The sequence below is a fragment of the Amycolatopsis sp. NPDC004747 genome (genome assembly GCF_053601335.1).
The window spans coordinates 262,476-280,573 of the sequence record NZ_JBSGBQ010000008.1 but is presented as its reverse complement, the minus strand read 5'-3'; the positions used below and the strand labels follow the sequence as shown (position 1 = coordinate 280,573).

1 protein-coding gene is annotated in these 18,098 nt (G+C 74.4%); it reads left to right on the top strand.

Going from position 1 to position 18,098, the window contains the following annotated elements; translation table 11 throughout:
- The first annotated feature begins 12 nt into the window (after nucleotides 1-12).
- Complete coding sequence (locus ACWEGE_RS15790) at nucleotides 13-18,063, top strand: type I polyketide synthase (protein ID WP_449661151.1); 18,051 nt, start codon at nucleotides 13-15, stop codon at nucleotides 18,061-18,063.
- Nucleotides 18,064-18,098 lie beyond the last annotated feature (35 nt).

Sequence of the window (18,098 nt, the reverse complement as noted above, 5' to 3'; positions counted from 1 at the left end):
GAGGACCTGCGGATGAACAACGAAGAAAAGCTCCGGCACTTCCTGAAGCGGGCGACGGCCGACCTGCAGGACGCGCACCAGCGGCTTCGGTACTACGAGGCCAAGGACGCCGAGCCGATCGCCGTCGTCGCGATGAGCTGCCGGTTCCCCGGCGGCGCCGACACGCCGGAAGACCTGTGGCGGCTGCTGGATTCCGGCGGCGACGCGATGACCGCGTTCCCGGCGGACCGCGGCTGGACGGACGCGCCCGGCGACTACGCGCGCGTGGGCGGGTTCGTCCACGACGCGCCCCGGTTCGACCCCGAGCTGTTCGGCATTTCGCCGCGCGAGGCGCTGGCCATGGACCCCCAGCAGCGGCTGCTGCTGGAGACGGCGTGGGAGGCCTTCGAGCGGGCCGGCATCGACCCGCTTTCGCTGCGCGGCAGCCGCACCGGCGTGTTCGCGGGCAGCAACGGCCAGGACTACACGCACCTGCTGACGAACGCGGCGGACGACACCGCGCTGTTCGGCGGCACCTCCGTGGCGGCCAGCGTGGTGTCCGGACGGCTGTCGTACCTGTTCGGGCTGGAGGGCCCCGCGGTCACGGTGGACACGGCGTGTTCGTCGTCGCTGGTAGCCCTGCACATGGCGGTGCAGTCGCTGCGGTCCGGCGAGTGTTCGCTGGCGCTCGCGGGCGGGGTGACGGTGATGTCGACCCCGGGCACGTTCGTGGCGTTCACCGAGCAGAACGGCCTCGCCGCCGACGGCCGCTGCAAGCCCTTCGCCGACGCGGCGGACGGCACGGGCTGGGGTGAAGGCGTCGGCCTGCTGCTGGTGGAGCGGCTGTCCGACGCCCGGCGCAACGGGCACCCGGTGCTGGCGGTGGTCCGCGGGTCGGCGGTGAACCAGGACGGCGCGTCGAACGGCCTGACGGCGCCGAACGGGCCGTCGCAGCAGCGGTTGATCAGGCAGGCGCTGGCCAACGCGCGCTTGACGGCGGACGAGGTCGACGCCGTGGAGGCCCACGGAACCGGGACCCGGCTGGGCGACCCGATCGAGGCGCAGGCCCTGCTGGCGACGTACGGGCAGGACCGCGACCGGCCGCTGTGGCTGGGTTCGATCAAGTCCAACGTGGGGCACACGCAGGCCGCGGCCGGGGTGGCCGGGGTGCTGAAGGTGGTGCTGGCGTTGCAGCACGCCCGGCTGCCGAAGACGTTGCACGTGGACGCGCCGTCGTCGCATGTGGACTGGTCGGCGGGAGCGGTGGAGCTGCTGACCGAGGCGCAGCCGTGGCCGGCGGGCGAGCGGACCCGGCGGGCGGGTGTGTCGGCGTTCGGGGTCAGCGGGACCAACGCGCACGTGATCATCGAGGAAGCCCCGGCAGCCGAGCCGGCCGGGCCGGCGGGTGTTGCGGGGTCGAGCGGTGCCGGTGGATCGGCGGGTGTTGCTGCTGGGCTGTCCGGGGCTGGCGGGCCGGTGGGGATTGCCGGGGCGCGCGGTGTTGCCGGGGCGAGCGGTGCTGCCGGGCTTTCGAGGGCTGGCGGGCCAGTCGAGATTGCCGGGGCTAGCGGGGCTGCCGGGCTGTCCGGGGCCGTCGAGCCGGGCGGGGCCGTCGAGGCCGGGCCGGTGGTGCCTTGGGTGCTGTCGGCGAAGTCCGCCGCCGGGCTTCGGGCTCAGGCCGGGCGGCTTGCCGCGTTCGCCTCCCTGGCGGATTCGCCGGTGGACGTGGGCTTCTCGCTCGCCACCACCCGGGCCGCGCTGGACCACCGTGCCGTGGTCGTCGGCGCGGATCGGGCCGAGCTGCTGGCCGGGGTCGCCGCCGTGGCCGGTGGTGGGGACGGTGCTGCCTCCGGAGTTGTCGCCGAGACCGGTTCGGGTCCGGTGCTGGTGTTCCCCGGCCAGGGTTCGCAGTGGGTCGGGATGGCGGTGGAGCTCCTGGACTCCTCTCCGGTTTTCGCGGCGAGGTGGGCCGAGTGCGAAGCTGCGCTGGAATCCTTTGTGGATTGGTCGTTGACCGAGGTGGCCCGTTCGAGCGATCCCGCGGTGTTGGAGCGGGTGGACGTCGTCCAGCCCCTGTTGTGGGCGATGATGGTCTCGCTCGCGGAGTTGTGGCGCAGCGCAGGTGTCGAGCCCGCGGCGGTGATTGGTCACTCTCAGGGTGAGATCGCCGCCGCAGTGGTCGCCAAAGCACTGTCCCTCGAGGACGGTGCCCGGGTGGTTGCTCTGCGCGCGAAAGCAATCACTGAGCTGGCCGGTTCCGGCGGAATGTTGTCGGTGCCGTTGCCGGTGGCCGAGGTGGAAAACGGCCTGGACTCCAGGCTCGGCATCGCCGCGGTGAACGGCCCGTCGGCGACGGTGGTCTCGGGTGAGGTCGAAGCGCTCGACGAAGCACAAGCGCGGTGGGAGGCGGAGGGCATCCGCGTCCGCCGGGTCCCGGTGGATTATGCGTCACATTCGCCTCAGGTGGAGGCGATCCGGGAGCGGATCCTGCGCGACCTGGCCCCGGTCAAACCATCCAGTGTGGACACGGTCTTCTTCTCGACCCTGGCCGGCGAACCGATCGACACAGCGGAACTGACCGCGGATTACTGGTACCGCAACCTCCGTGCCACGGTGAACTTCGAACAAGCCACCAAGGCCGCAATCACCGCCGGGCACATGGTCTTCATCGAGAGTTCGGCCCACCCGGTCCTCACCGTCGGCATCCAGCAGACCCTCGACGAACTCGAAGTCTCCGGCACCGTGGTACCGACGCTCCGCCGCGACCACGGCGACCTCCGCCGGCTGTACACCTCCTTCGGCGAGGCCTACGTCCGCGGAACCACCATCGCGTGGGAGAACCTGACCCCGGGCCGCCGCGTCGACCTGCCCACCTACGCCTTCCAGCGGCGGCGCTTTTGGATCGAACGCAAACCGGCCTCGGAGAGCACCGCCGACGCGCCGTTCTGGGACGCCGTCGACCGCGCCGACCTCGACGGTCTCGCGGACACCCTCGGCCTGGCCGACAGCGAGCCACTCCAGGCCGTCGTGCCGGCGCTGTCCGCCTGGCACCGCGGCCGCCGGGACGACTCGCTCGTCGACGGCTGGCGCTACCGGATCACCTGGAAGCCCCTCGGTGCGGCGGCCACGCGGCCGTCCGGCACCTGGCTCGTGCTCGACCAGGGCGGCGACCTCGCCGCCGTGGCGGCCGGCGCGCTGGCCGCGCACGGAGCCGAGGTCGTCCGGGTCGTGACCGCGCCCGGTGCGGACCGGGCCGAGCTCGCCGCGCGCGTCGTCGCGGCCCTGGACGGCACCACCCCGGCCGGCGTCGTCTCGGCGACCGGGCTGACCGGCACGGTCACCGCCGTGCAGGCACTGGGTGACGCCGGGGTCACCGCGCCGCTGTGGTGCCTGACCCGCGGCGCCGTCGCTGCCCTGCCGGACGAGACCGTCGCCGACCCGGAACAAGCCCTCGTCTGGGGCTTCGGGCGCGTGGCGGGCCTGGAACACCCCGAGCGCTGGGGCGGGCTCGTCGACCTGCCCGACGGCGAAACCGGAACCGACGCCGACGGCCCGCTCGTGGCCGCGCTGTCCGGTGCGACCGGCGAGGACCAGCTCGCCGTGCGCGCGTCCGGGCTGTTCGGCCGGCGGCTCGCCCGCGCCCCGCGGACCAGGCACACCGCCACGCGCTGGCGGCCGTCCGGGACCGTGCTCGTCACCGGCGGCCTCGGCGCGCTCGGCGCCCACGTCGCCCGCCGGCTGGCCGCCGACGGTGCCGAGCACCTCGTGCTGCTGAGCCGCCGCGGCCCGGAGGCGCCCGGCGCCGAAGAGCTGCGTGCCGAGCTCGAAGCCGCGGGCACCCGGGTCACCGTCGCCGCCTGCGACGTCGCCGACCGGGACGCGCTCGCCGCCGTGATCGCCGGCGCCGGGCCGCTGTCCGCGGTCTTCCACACCGCCGCCGCCCTCGACGACGGTTTCGTCGACGCGCTCACCGCCGACCGGATCGACCGGGTGCTCGCCCCCAAGCTGCGCGGCGCGGTGAACCTGCGGGAACTGACCGCCGGGCACCCGCTGACGGCCCTGGTGTTCTTCTCGTCGATGGCCGGCACCTTCGGCGCGTCCGGGCAGGGCAACTACGCACCGGGCAACGCCTTCCTCGACGCCTACGCCCAGGCCCTGCGCGCCGAAGGCGTGCCCGCGACCTCGATCGCCTGGGGCACCTGGGCCGGCGCGGGCATGGCCGAGTCGGGCATCGGCGAGCTCGCCCGGCGCCACGGCATCCCGGAGATGGCCCCGGACCGCGCGCTCGACGTGCTGCGGCAGGCCGTCGAAGACGGGGACGCCGTGCTCGGCTGCATCGCCATCGACTGGGACCGCTACTACGTCGCCTACACCGCGCGCAGCGCCACGAAGCTGTTCGACGAGATCCCCGAGGTGCAGCGCCTGACCGCGGCCACCGAGCCCGCGCCCGAGGCGGACGGCGGGTGGGCCGCCCGGCTCGCCGCCCGCGATCGCGCCGGGCAGCTGCGCCTGCTCACCGAGCTGGTCGGCGTGCAGGTCGCCACCGTGCTCGGCTACGCCTCGGGCGGCTCGGTCCGCGACGACCAGGCGTTCACCGACGTGGGGTTCGACTCGGTGACGGCGGTCGAGCTGCGCAACCGGCTCGGCGCGGCGACCGGGCTGAAGCTGCCCGCGACGCTCGTGTTCGACCACCCGACCCCGTCGGCGCTCGCGAAGCACCTGCGTGACCGGCTGGCCGGCGCCGAGGACCTGGCTCCGGCCGACACCGGGCCGGCCCCGGTGGCCGACGAACCCATCGCGATCGTCGCGATGGCCTGCCGGTTCCCCGGCGGGGTCGAGTCGCCGGAACAGCTGTGGGCGCTGCTGGCCGAGGGCCGCGAGGGCATCGGCCCGTTCCCCGCCGACCGCGGCTGGGGCTCCGACGGCGAAGGCGGTTTCCTCGCCGACGCCGCCGGGTTCGACGCCGGGTTCTTCGGGATTTCGCCGCGTGAGGCGCTGGCGATGGACCCGCAGCAGCGCTTGCTGCTGGAGGTGGCGTGGGAAACCGTGGAGCGGGCGGGCATCGACCCGGCCGCCCTGCGCGGGAGCCGGACCGGCGTGTTCGCCGGCACGAACGGCCAGGACTACGTGTCGCTGACCGCGCACACCACCGAGGACATCGCCGGGTACATCGGCACCGGCAACACCGCGAGTGTCCTTTCCGGACGGATCTCGTACGCGTTCGGGTTCGAGGGGCCGACGGTCACGGTGGACACGGCGTGCTCGTCGTCATTGGTGGCGATGCACCTGGCCGCCCAGGCGCTGCGGCTGGGCGAATGCCGGCTGGCACTGGCGGGCGGGGCGACCGTGATGGCGACCCCGGCGCTGTTCGGCGAGTTCTCCAAGCAGGGCGGCGTCGCCGCGGACAACCGCTGCAAGGCGTTCTCGGACTCCGCGGACGGTGCGGGCTTCTCCGAAGGCATCGGCTTGGTGCTGCTGGAGCGGCTGTCCGACGCGGAGCGGAACGGGCACCCGGTGCTGGCGGTCGTGCGTGGCTCGGCGGTGAACTCCGACGGTGCGTCGAACGGCTTGACCGCGCCGAACGGGCCGTCGCAGCAGCGGGTGATCCGGCAGGCGCTGGCCAACGCCGGACTGTCCACTAAGGACGTAGATGTTGTCGAAGCGCACGGGACCGGGACGAGCCTCGGTGACCCGATCGAGGCGCAGGCGCTGCTGGCTACCTACGGGCAGGACCGGGAACACCCGGTGCTGCTCGGCACCGTGAAGTCCAACCTGGGGCACACGCAGGCCGCGGCCGGGGTGGCCGGGGTGCTGAAGGTGGTGCTGGCGCTGCAGAACGGGCTGTTGCCGAGGACGTTGCACGTCGACGCGCCGTCGTCGCATGTGGACTGGTCGGCGGGGGCGGTGGAGCTGCTGACCGAGGCGCAGCCGTGGCCCGTGGGCGAGCGGACGCGCCGGGCGGGCGTGTCGTCGTTCGGCATCGGCGGCACCAACGCCCACCTCGTCATCGAAGAGGCGCGCACACCGGAGGCCGCCGCCCGGCCCGCACCCGGCGGGCTCGTGCCCTGGGTGTTGTCGGCGAAGTCGGAACCGGCGGTGCGGGCCCAGGCCGCGCGGCTCCGCGCGCACCTGCTCGCCGAACCGGACGTCGACCCGCGCGATGTCGGGCACACGCTCGCCACCGCGCGGGCCGGGCTGGAGCACCGCGCGGTGGTGGTCGGCGAGCGGGACGCGCTGCTGGCCGGATTGGCGGCGGTGGCGGCCGGTGAGCCGGCGGCGAACGTGGTGTCGGGTTCGGCGCGGCCGGGCCGTACGGGGTTCCTGTTTTCCGGTCAGGGTTCGCAGGTGCTCGGGATGGGCCGGGATCTGTACGAGCGGTTCCCGGTGTTCGCCGAGGCTTTCGACGCGGTCTGCGCCCGTCTCGATTCGTCGTTGCGGGACGTGCTGTGGGGTTCGGATGCCGAACTGCTGAACCGCACGGAATTCACCCAGGCCGGGTTGTTTGCGGTCGAGGTGGCGTTGTTCCGCCTGTTGGAGTCGTTCGGTGTTTGCCCGGATGTGTTGGTGGGGCATTCGATCGGTGAGTTCGCGGCGGCGCATGTCGCTGGTGTGTTGTCTTTGGATGATGCGTGTGCGCTGGTGTCGGCGCGTGGTCGGTTGATGCAGGCGTTGCCCGAGGGTGGGGCGATGCTGGCGGTGCAGGCCACGCCGGACGAGATCGGGCCGGTGCTCGGTGCTGCTGTTTCGCTGGCGGCCGTGAATGGCCCGGATTCGGTCGTTGTTTCGGGTGATGTGGCGGCGGTCGAGCAGGTTGCCGAATGGGCGGCCGACCGCAAAACGCGCTGGCTGAAAGTGTCGCATGCGTTCCATTCGCATCGGATGGATCCGATGCTGGCGGAGTTCGCGGCGGTGGCGTCCACTGTGGAGTATCACGCGCCGGAGCTGCCGATCGTGTCGACGCTAACCGGTGCGCCGATCACCGAATTCGATGCGCGGTACTGGGTGGATCAGGTCCGTGGGACTGTCCGGTTCGCCGATGCGGTAACGGGTGCCGAGCGTTGGGTCGAGGTCGGGCCGGGTGCGGTGCTGGCCGGGCTGGTCGATGGTGTGGCGGTGCAGCGGGCCGACCGTGAGGGCGTGCAGGCGTTCCTGACCGCGCTGGGCCGGCTGCACGCCGACGGCGTCGTGGTGGACTGGACGCCGCTGCTCGGGGACGGGCGCCGAGTCGACTTGCCGACCTACCCGTTCGAACACCAGCGGTTCTGGCTCGACCCCGCCGGCCCCGCGGCCGACCCCGTCGAGGCCGAGTTCTGGGCCACCGTCGACCGCGAAGACCTCACCGCCCTCTCCGGCACCCTCGCCATCGACGACGAAGCACCCCTGCGCGCCGTCGTGCCCGCGCTCGCCTCCTGGTGGCGGAACCGGCGGGACGGCGCGGCGATCCGCGGCTGGGGTTACCGCTTCCGCTGGCAGCCGCTGCCGTCCGACGGCGCCGCGGTGTCCGGCCGGTGGCTGCTGCTGTCCCACGACGACGAACCCGACCTGGTCGCCGCGCTCACCGCCGTCGGCGCCGAGGTCGACCACCGCCGGGTGGCGGCCGAAGTCGAGCCGGTCGCCGGCGGCGGGTTCGCCGGGGTCGTCCTCGCACTGGACGTCGCCGCCACGGCGGCCGCGCTGCAGGTGCTCGACGTCCCCGGCGCGAAGATCTGGGCCACCACCCGCGGTGCCGTGTCCGTCGGCGACGACGACGTCTTGACCACCCCCGACGGCGCGCTCGTCTGGGGACTGGGCCGGACCGCCGCCCTCGAACACCCCGACCGCTGGGGTGGCCTGATCGACCTGCCGACCGTGCTCGGCGACCGCGAGGCCCCGCTGCTGGCCGCCACGCTGACCGGCACCGAGGACCAGGTCGCCGTCCGCCCGTCGGGCGCGTACGCGCGGCGGCTGGTCCGCGCCGCGGTGGCCGGCGCCGAGGACTGGCAGCCGGACGGCACGGTCCTGATCACCGGCGGCACCGGCGCGCTGGGGGCGCAGGTCGCCCGCTGGGCCGCCGGACTGGGCGCCGGGCGCGTCGTCCTGCTCAGCAGGCGCGGCGAGGACGCGCCGGGCGCCGGAACCCTGCGGGACGACCTCGTCGCGGCGGGCACCGAGGTCCGGATCGCCGCCTGCGACGTCGCCGACCGCGCCGCGCTCGCCGAGGTGCTGGCCACCGAACGGATCACCGCCGTCTTCCACACCGCGGCCGTCCTCGACGACGGCGTCATCGGCGGGCTCACCCCGGACCGGCTCGCCGCCGTGCTCCGCCCGAAGGCCGTCGCCGCGCGCGTGCTGCACGAGGCGACCCTCGACCACCCGGTGTCGGCGTTCGTGCTGTTCTCGTCGCTCGCCGGGGCCCTCGGCGCGCCGGGGCAAGGTGGCTACGCGGCCGCGAACGCCTACCTCGACGCCCTCGCCGAGGAACGCGCGCAGGCCGGGTTGCCCGCCACGTCCGTGTCGTGGGGAGCCTGGGCCGGGGAGGGGATGGCCGCCGGCGGGCTCGCCGGGCAGCGCGTTACCCGCGGTGGCCTCACGCCCATGGCGGCCGGGCCCGCGCTGCGGGCGCTCCGGCGGACCCTGGGCCGGGAGACCTGCCCGGTGCTCGCCGACATCGACTGGCCGCGGTTCACCGCCGGGTTCACCGCGGTGCGGCCGAGCCCGGCGCTGCGCACCGTGCCGGAGGCCCGGCAGGCACCCGGCGCCGGGACGGCGGTCGCCGGCTTGCTGTCCGGGCCCGGCGCCGAAGACCGGCTCCTCGAGCTGGTCCGCGGCCGGGCGGCCGCCGTGCTGGGGCACGACTCCGCGGCCGCGATCGCCCCGGACACCGCGTTGCGGGACCTCGGCTTCGACTCGCTCACCGCGGTCGAGCTGCGGAACCTGCTCGGCGTGGCCACCGGCCTCGCGCTGCCCTCGACCGTGGTCTTCGACTACCCGACCGCGGCCGCGCTGGCCGGGCACCTCGCGAGCGAGCTGCTGGGCACGGAGGCCGGCGCCGCGGTGGAGACGGTCGCCGCCGCGGACGAGCCGGTGGCGATCGTCGGTATGGCGTGCCGGTTCCCCGGCGGGGTGGCTTCGCCGGAGGACCTGTGGGACCTCGTCGCCGCCGGCGGCGACGCGATGGGTCCCTTCCCCGCGGACCGCGGCTGGGACCTGGGCAAACTGCTCGGCCCCGCCGGCACGTCTTCGACGGGCGAAGGCGGTTTCGTCACCGGCGCGACGGACTTCGACCCGGCGTTCTTCGGGATTTCGCCGCGCGAAGCGCTGGTGATGGACCCGCAGCAGCGGCTGCTGCTGGAGGCGTCGTGGGAGGTGCTCGAGCGGGCCGGGATCGACCCGGGCACCCTGCGGGGCGGCCGCGTCGGCGTGTTCGCCGGCACGAACGGCCAGGACTACGCGGTGCTGGCCCGCTCCGCGCCCGAGGAGGCGGCCGCGTTCCTGCCGACCGGGAACACCGCGAGCGTGCTCTCGGGGCGGGTGTCCTACGCGTTCGGGTTCGAAGGTCCGGCGGTGACGGTCGACACGGCGTGTTCGTCGTCGCTGGTCGCGATGCACCTCGCCGGGCAGGCGCTGCGGGCGGGGGAGTGCTCCCTGGCCTTGGCCGGAGGCGTGTCGGTGATGGCGACGCCGAGTGCGTTCATCGGGTTTTCCCGGCAGAACGGTCTGGCCGCCGATGGCCGGTGCAAGGCGTTCGCGGATGCCGCGGATGGCACGGGCTGGGGTGAAGGCGTCGGCGTTGTGCTGCTGGAGCGGTTGTCGGATGCGCAGCGCAATGGGCACCGCATTCTGGCGGTGGTCCGCGGCTCGGCGGTGAACCAGGACGGTGCGTCGAACGGCTTGACGGCCCCTAATGGTCCGGCGCAGCAGCGGGTGATCCGGCAGGCACTGGCTTCCGCTGGTCTGTCCACTAAGGACGTCGATGCTGTTGAGGCGCACGGCACGGGTACCAAGCTCGGGGACCCGATCGAGGCGCAGGCGCTGCTGGCGACTTATGGCCGGGAGCGGGAGACCCCGCTGTTGCTGGGGTCGGTGAAGTCGAACATCGGGCACACCCAGGCCGCCGCGGGCGTGGCCGGGGTGATCAAGATGGTCCAGGCGATGCGGCACGGAGTACTGCCGAAGACGCTGCACGTGGACCGGCCGACGTCCGAAGTGGACTGGTCGGCCGGCGCGGTCGAGGTGCTCACCGAAGCCCGTGACTGGCCGGAAACCGGTCGTGCCCGTCGTGCGGGTGTTTCTTCGTTCGGGGTGAGCGGCACCAACGCGCACGTGATCGTCGAGGCGGTTCCCGCCGCTTCGGTGCCGTCGGCCGAGGTGGTTCCGGTGCCGTGGGTCCTGTCGGCGAAGACCGCCGACGCGCTGCGGGCGCAGGCGGACCGGCTGCGTGCGCACGTCTCGGCGCACCCCGGGGTGACGGCCGCGGACCTTGGCCTGGCTCTCGCGACCACCCGCGCCGCCCTCGGCGAACGCGCTGTGCTGGTGGGAGACCAGGAGGCGTTGCGGTCGGGGTTGGCGGCGGTGGCTTCCGGTGAACCGGCGGCGAATGTGGTGTCGGGTTCGGTGAGTTCGGGCCGGGTGGGCTTCCTGTTCTCGGGTCAGGGTGCGCAGGTGCTCGGGATGGGCCGGGATCTGTACGAGCGGTTCCCGGTGTTCGCCGGGGCTTTCGACGCGGTGTGTGCTCGGCTCGATCCCTCTCTGCGGGACGTTTTGTGGGGTGCCGACGCCGAGTTGCTGAATCGGACGGTGTTCACGCAGGCCGGGTTGTTCGCGGTCGAGGTGGCGTTGTTCCGGTTGCTGGAGTCGTTTGGTGTGCGGCCGGATGTGTTGGTGGGTCATTCGATCGGCGAGTTTGCCGCCGCGCACGCGGCCGGGGTGCTTTCGCTGGATGACGCGTGTGCGCTCGTGGCCGCTCGGGGCCGGTTGATGGACGCCTTGCCCGAGGGTGGGGCGATGCTGGCGGTGCAGGCCACGCACTTGGAGATCGCCCCGGTACTGGGTGATGGTGTTTCGCTGGCGGCGGTGAATGGCCCGGATTCGGTGGTTGTTTCCGGTGATGTGGCGGCTGTGGAGCGGGTTGCGGAGTGGGCGGCTGACCGCAAGACGCGGTGGTTGAAGGTGTCGCACGCGTTCCATTCGCACCGGATGGATCCGATGCTGGCGGAATTCGCCGCCGTGGCGTCCATTGTGGAGTATCGCGCGCCCGAGTTGCCGATCGTGTCGACGTTGACCGGTGAGCCGATCATCGAGTTCGATGCGCGGTACTGGGTGGATCAGGTGCGGGGCACGGTCCGTTTTGCCGACGCTGTGGTGGCTGCGGGTGCCGGGCGTTGGGTCGAGGTCGGGCCGGGTGCGGTGCTGGCCGGGCTGGTCGATGGTGTGGCGACGCAACGAGCCGACCGCGAAGGTGTGCCGGCGTTCTTGACCGCGTTGGGCCGGTTGCACGTCGACGGCGTCACCGTGGACTGGACGCCGGCGTTCCCCGGCGCAAGCCCGGCCGACCTGCCCACCTACGCCTTCCAGCACCAGCGCTTCTGGCTCGACCCGGCCCCGGCCGACGACTGGCGCTACCGCGTCAGCTGGACCGCCGTCGGCGCGACCGCGGGCACCCCGCGCGGCCGGTGGCTGCTGCTGCACGCCGACGGCGAAGGTGACGACGTGGCCGAAGCCCTCGGCGACGTCACGCGGATCGCCGTGCCGGCCGGCACCGGGCGCGCCGCCCTCGCCGGACGGCTCGCCGGGGTGTTCGACGGCGTGGCCGTCGCCCTCGACGCCGTCACCACCGCGACCGCCGTCCAGGCCATCGGCGACGCGGGGATCGACGCCCGGATCTGGGCGTTGACCCGCGGCGCCGTTTCGACCGGGCCCGGCGACCCGCTCACCGACCCCGAAGCGGCGATGGTGTGGGGTCTCGCCCGGACCGCCGCGCTCGAACAGCCGGACCGCTGGGGTGGCGTGATCGACCTGCCCGGCACCCTGGACGAGCGGGCCGCCCGGCTCCTCGCCGCCGCGCTGACGGGCGCCGAAGACCAGGTCGCGGTCCGGGGCGCGGGGCTGTTCGCCCGGCGCCTGGTCCGGAGCGCCGGCGAACCGGGCGAGGACTGGACGGCCGACGGCACCGTGCTGGTCACCGGCGGCACCGGCGCACTCGGCGCCCAGGTCGCGAAGTGGGCGGTCGCGCGCGGTGCCCGCCGGCTGGTTCTGCTGAGCCGCCGCGGCGAAGACGCGCCGGGCGCGGCCGGCCTCCGCGCGGAGCTGGCCGGCGCCGAGGTGCGGATCGTGGCCTGCGACGTCACCGACCGCGCCGCGCTCGCCGCGGCACTGGACGGCGAAGAGCTCGCCGCCGTGTTCCACACCGCCGGTGTCCTCGACGACGGCGTCCTCGGCGGCCTCACCCCGGACCGCTTCGACGCGGTACTGGCGCCCAAGGCCGACGCCGCCCGCCACCTGCACGAACTCACCGAGGGCCACCCGCTGCGGACCTTCGTGCTGTTCTCCTCGGTGAGCGGCACGATCGGCGCGGCCGGGCAAGCCGCCTACGCCGCGGCCAACGCCTACCTCGACGCCCTCGCCGAGCACCGCACGCAGCAGGGGCTCCCGGCCACGTCGGTGGCCTGGGGCGCGTGGGCCGACGGCGGGATGGCCGCCTCGGCCGTGGTCGAGCAGCGGATGGCCCGCGGCGGCATGCACGCCATGGCCCCGGACCGCGCACTGCGCGAGCTCACCGCGGTGGCCGGCGCCGGCGGCGCGGTCACCGTGGCCGACCTCGACTGGGGCCGGTTCGCCCCCGCCTTCACCACGCTGCGGCCGAGCAAGCTGTTCGACGGCGTCCCCGAAGCCGCCCGTGCCCTGCGCGAAAACCGCGCGGCGCCCGGGAACGCGGCGCTGCGGGCCCGGCTCGGCGAGGCGCCGGAAGCGGGACGGCCCCGGATCCTGCTCGACGTCGTCCGGTCGCAGGCCGCGGCGGTGCTCGGGCACGCGTCGGCGGAGGCGGTCAGCCCGGGCGCGGCGTTCCGGGAGCTCGGCTTCGACTCGCTGACCGCGGTCGAATTCCGCAACGCACTCGGCGCGGCGACCGGCCTGGCCCTGCCCGCGACGCTGATCTTCGACCACCCGACGCCGGCCGCGCTGGCCGGGCACCTCGCGGCCGAACTGCTGGGCACGGAGGCCGGCGCCGCGGTGGAGACGGTCGCCGCGACGGACGAGCCGGTGGCGATCGTCGGTATGGCGTGCCGGTTCCCCGGCGGGGTGGCGTCCCCGGAGGACCTGTGGGACCTCGTGGCCTCCGGCGGGGACGGCATGGGCCCGTTCCCGGCCGACCGCGGCTGGGACCTGGCGGCGCTGGCCGGCGAGGGCAGCGGCACCAGCTCGGTGGCCGAGGGCGGCTTCGTCGACGGCGCCGGCGAGTTCGACGCCGGGCTGTTCGGCATCTCGCCCCGGGAAGCGCTGGCGATGGACCCCCAGCAGCGGCTGCTGCTGGAGGCGTCGTGGGACGTGCTGGAACGGTCCGGGTTCGACCCGACGTCGTTGCGCGGCAGCCGGGTCGGGGTCTTCGCGGGCACCAACGGCCAGGACTACGCGGCCCTGATGGCCCGCGCCCCGAAGGATTCCGAGGCGTACCTGGCCACCGGGAACACCGCGAGTGTCCTTTCCGGACGGATTTCCTACGCGTTCGGGTTCGAGGGCCCGGCGGTGACGGTCGACACGGCGTGTTCGTCGTCGCTGGTCGCCATGCACTGGGCAGCCCAGGCGCTGCGGACCGGGGAATGCTCCCTGGCGCTCGCCGGCGGGGTGACGGTGATGGCGACGCCGAGTGCGTTCATCGGGTTTTCCCGGCAGAACGGTCTGGCCGCCGACGGTCGGTGCAAGGCGTTCGCGGATGCTGCGGATGGCACGGGCTGGGGTGAGGGTGTCGGTGTTGTGCTGTTGGAGCGGTTGTCGGATGCGCAGCGCAATGGGCATCGGATTCTGGCGGTGGTTCGTGGTTCGGCGGTGAACCAGGATGGTGCGTCGAACGGGTTGACGGCTCCGAATGGTCCGGCACAGCAGCGGGTGATCCGGCAGGCGCTGGCTTCCGCTGGTCTGTCCACACAGGACGTCGATGTGGTCGAGGCGCATGGCACGGGTACCAAGCTCGGTGATCCGATCGAGGCGCAGGCGCTGCTGGCGACTTATGGCCGGGAGCGGGAAACGCCGTTGCTGCTGGGGTCGGTGAAGTCGAACATCGGGCACACCCAGGCCGCCGCCGGGGTCGCCGGGGTGATCAAGGTCGTCGAGGCCATGCGGCACGGCGTCGCGCCCCGGACCCTGCACGTCGGCACCCCGTCCTCGCACGTGGACTGGTCGGCCGGCGCGGTCGAGGTGCTGACCGAGGCCCGCGACTGGCCGGAGACCGGCCGGGCCCGCCGCGCGGGCGTGTCCTCGTTCGGGATCAGCGGCACCAACGCGCACGTGATCCTCGAGCAGGGGCCGGCCGAGCCCGCGCCGGAACCCGCGCCGGCCGCCGGGCCGTGGCTGCTCTCGGCGAAGACCGAACCGGCGTTGCGGACGCGGGCCGCCCGGCTGCGGGCCTGGCTCGCCGGCCGGGACGACCTCGGCGGCGTGGCCAGGACCCTGGTCACCACGCGGGCCGGGCTGGACGAGCGGGCCGCGGTGCTCGGCGACGACCGCGAGTCCCTGCTGGCGGGCCTGGCCGCGCTGGCGGCGGGCGAACCCGCGGCGAACGTCGTCCGCGGCCGGGCCGCCGACGGGCGGCTCGGGTTCCTGTTCTCCGGTCAGGGTTCGCAGCGGCTCGGGATGGGCCGGGAGCTGCACTCCCGGTACCCCGTTTTCGCCTCGGCGTTCGACGAGGTGTGTGCGCGGCTCGATGTCGAGCTCGGCTGTTCGTTGCGCGAGGTGGTGTGGGGTGCGGAGGCGGGTGAGCTGAACCGGACGGTGTTCGCGCAGGCCGGGTTGTTCGCGGTCGAGGTGGCGTTGTTCCGGTTGTTCGAGTCGTTCGGTGTGACGCCGGATGTCTTGATCGGGCATTCGATCGGTGAGCTGGCGGCGGCGTACGTGGCCGGGGTGTTTTCGCTGGACGATGCGTGTGTGCTCGTCGCTGCCCGAGGCCGGTTGATGCAGGCGTTGCCGGAGGGTGGCGCGATGCTGGCGGTTCAGGCGTCCGAAGTGGACATTCAGTCGGTGCTGGCGGAGCTGGATGGTGTGTCGTTGGCGGCGGTGAACGGGCCGGATTCGGTGGTTGTTTCCGGTGATGCCGAAGCTGTCGAGGCGGTTGCCGCGTGGGCGGCGGGCCGGAAGACCAACCGGCTCAAGGTGTCGCATGCGTTCCATTCGCATCGGATGGACCCGATGCTCGCCGAGTTCGGCCGGATCGCCGCCACGTTGGACTACCGGGAGCCGCGGATCCCGCTCGTGTCGACGCTGACCGGCAAGCCGGTGGCGGGCGAGCTGTGTTCGGCCGCGTACTGGGTGGACCAGGTGCGGGGTGCCGTCCGGTTCGCCGACGCGGTCGCCGGGGCGGTCGCCGACGGCGTCACCCGCTTCGCCGAGATCGGGCCGGGTGCCGTGCTGGCGGGCCTGGTGCCCGGGCCGGCGGTGGCGGTGGCGGCCCAGCGCGCGGACCGGCCCGCGGGCACGGCGTTGGTGGCCGCGCTCGCCCGGCTCCACACGCTCGGGGTGGCCGTCGACTGGCGCCCGGAGTTCGGTGACGGGTCCGCCCGGCCGGTCGACCTGCCGGGCTACCCGTTCGAGCACGAGCGCTACTGGCTCGACGCACCGCTTCGGCGCACGGAACCGGACGACGCCTTCTGGGCGGACATCGAGGCCGAGGACCTGGCCGCCACCCTCGACCTCGACGGCGAGGTCCTGCGGAAGGTCGTGCCGGCGTTGGCGGGCTGGCGCCGCGACCGGGCCGCCGGCTCCGGGACGTACCGGGTCACGTGGTCACCGGTCCCACAGCCGGCGGACACACAGCTGACCGGCCGCTGGCTCGTGGTCGGCGCCGCACCACACGCGGCCGGCCCCGGTGGTGCGCTTGACGGTGGGCTCGAGGCCGCCGAGGGCAAGTTGCTCGGTGGTGTGCTTGAGGCTGGCGGCGGCGGGGCGCTCGCCGGTGGGCTCGTGGCAAGCGGCGGTGGGCTTGAGTTCGCCGACGGCAATCCGCTCGGCGGTGGGCTCGCGGCCGCCGATGGCAATCCGCTCGGCGGTGGGTTTGAGTTCGCCGATGGCAAGCTGCTCGGCGGTGGGCTTGAGTTCGCCGATGGCAATCCGCTCGGCGGCGGGTTTGAGTCCGCCAACGGCAAGCCGCTCTCCGACCTGCTCGCCGCCCTCACCCGGCACGGGGCCGAAGCCGTGCCCTGCCGGGTCGATGAGCTCGCGGCCGAGGTTGCCGCCGGCCCCGTTGCCGGGGTGCTCGTTGCGCTGGGTGCGGCCGGCCTCGCCGCCGTCGTCCAGCTGCTGGGTGAGGCGGCGCCCGGCACCCGGTGCTGGGCGGTCACCCGCGCCGCGCTGGCCGTGACCGCGGCGGACCTTCCCGATCCCGGCCAAGCGGCGGTCTGGGGCCTGGGCCGGACCGTCGCACTGGAGTCGCCCGCTCGCTGGGGCGGGCTGATCGACCTGCCCGCCGCGCTGGACGAACACGCGGGCCGCCTGCTGGCCGGTGTGCTGGCCGGCGGCACCGAGGACCAGGTCGCGATCCGCCGCGCCGGTCTGTTCGGGCGGCGCCTCGCCGGCGCGCCCGGCCTGCCCGCCGACGAGTGGACGCCGGACGGCACGGTGCTCGTCACCGGCGGCACCGGCGCGCTCGGCGCCCGGGTCGCCCGCTGGGCCGCCGGCCGCGGTGCCCGCCGGATCGTGCTGGTGAGCCGGCAGGGCGAGGCCGCGCCCGGCGCGCCGGAGCTGCGCGCCGAGCTGGTGTCGGCGGGCGCCGAGGTCCGGCTCGCCGGCTGCGACGTCGCCGACCGGGACCAGCTCGCCGCCGTGCTGGCGGACGAGGAGGTCACCGCCGTCTTCCACACCGCGGGTGTGCTCGACGACGGCATCGTCGACGGCCTGACCCCCGAGCGGTTCGCGAAGGTGTTCGCCCCCAAGGTGACCGGCGCGGTGCTGCTCGACGAGCTCACCCGCGCGCACCCGGTCTCGGCGTTCGTGCTGTTCTCTTCGATCGCGGGCACGGTGGGCGGTCCCGGCCAGGGCAACTACGCGGCCGCCAACGCCGTCCTGGACGCGCTCGCCGAACAACGGCACCGCGCCGGGCGCCCGGCGCTTTCGGTGGCGTGGGGACCGTGGGCCGAGGCCGGGATGGCCGCCTCCGACCTGGTCGGCGGCCGGATGGGCCGCGGCGGCGTCGGCGCGCTGGACCCGGAGGCCGCGCTGCGCGTGCTCGCCCGGGCGGTGTCCGTGGGCGGTGCGCTGGTGGTCGCCGACATCGACTGGGCGAAGTACGCGCCGGCGATCACCGCGGCCCGCCCCAGCCGGTTGTTCGACGGCGTACCGGCGGCCCGGCGCGCGCTGGCGGCCGTCGCGGCCGAACCCGCGGCGGCCGAGGAGACCCTGGCGGCGCGGCTGGCGGGCGCGGCGCCGTCCGATCGCGAACGGATCGTGCTCGACCTGGTCCGGAAGCAGGCGGCGGCGGTGCTCGGCCACCCGAGCGCGGACACCGTGCCCGCCGACCGGCCCTTCCGTGAGCTCGGCTTCGACTCGCTCACCGCGGTCGAGTTCCGCAACCTCCTCGCGGCGGCGTCCGGCCGCACCCTGCCGGCCACCGTGGTCTTCGACCACCCGACCCCGGCGGCGCTGGCCGCGGCCCTGGGCGCCGAGCTGGCCCCGGACGGCGGCGCGTCACCGCTCGACGAGCTCGACCGGCTCGAAGCGGTGCTGGCGGCCGCCGAGCCGGACGACCTCACCCGCAGCCGCGTCACCGTCCGGCTGCGGGCGTTGCTCGCGGGGTGGTCGGGCGGTGCGGGCCAACCCCCGGCGGCCGCGGGCTCGGACGAGATCGACTCGGCGACCGACGAGGAGCTGTTCGCGCTGATCAGGGAGGACCTCGGCCAGTGACGTCCCGGCCCACGGGCTAGGGGCACCGTAGGGGT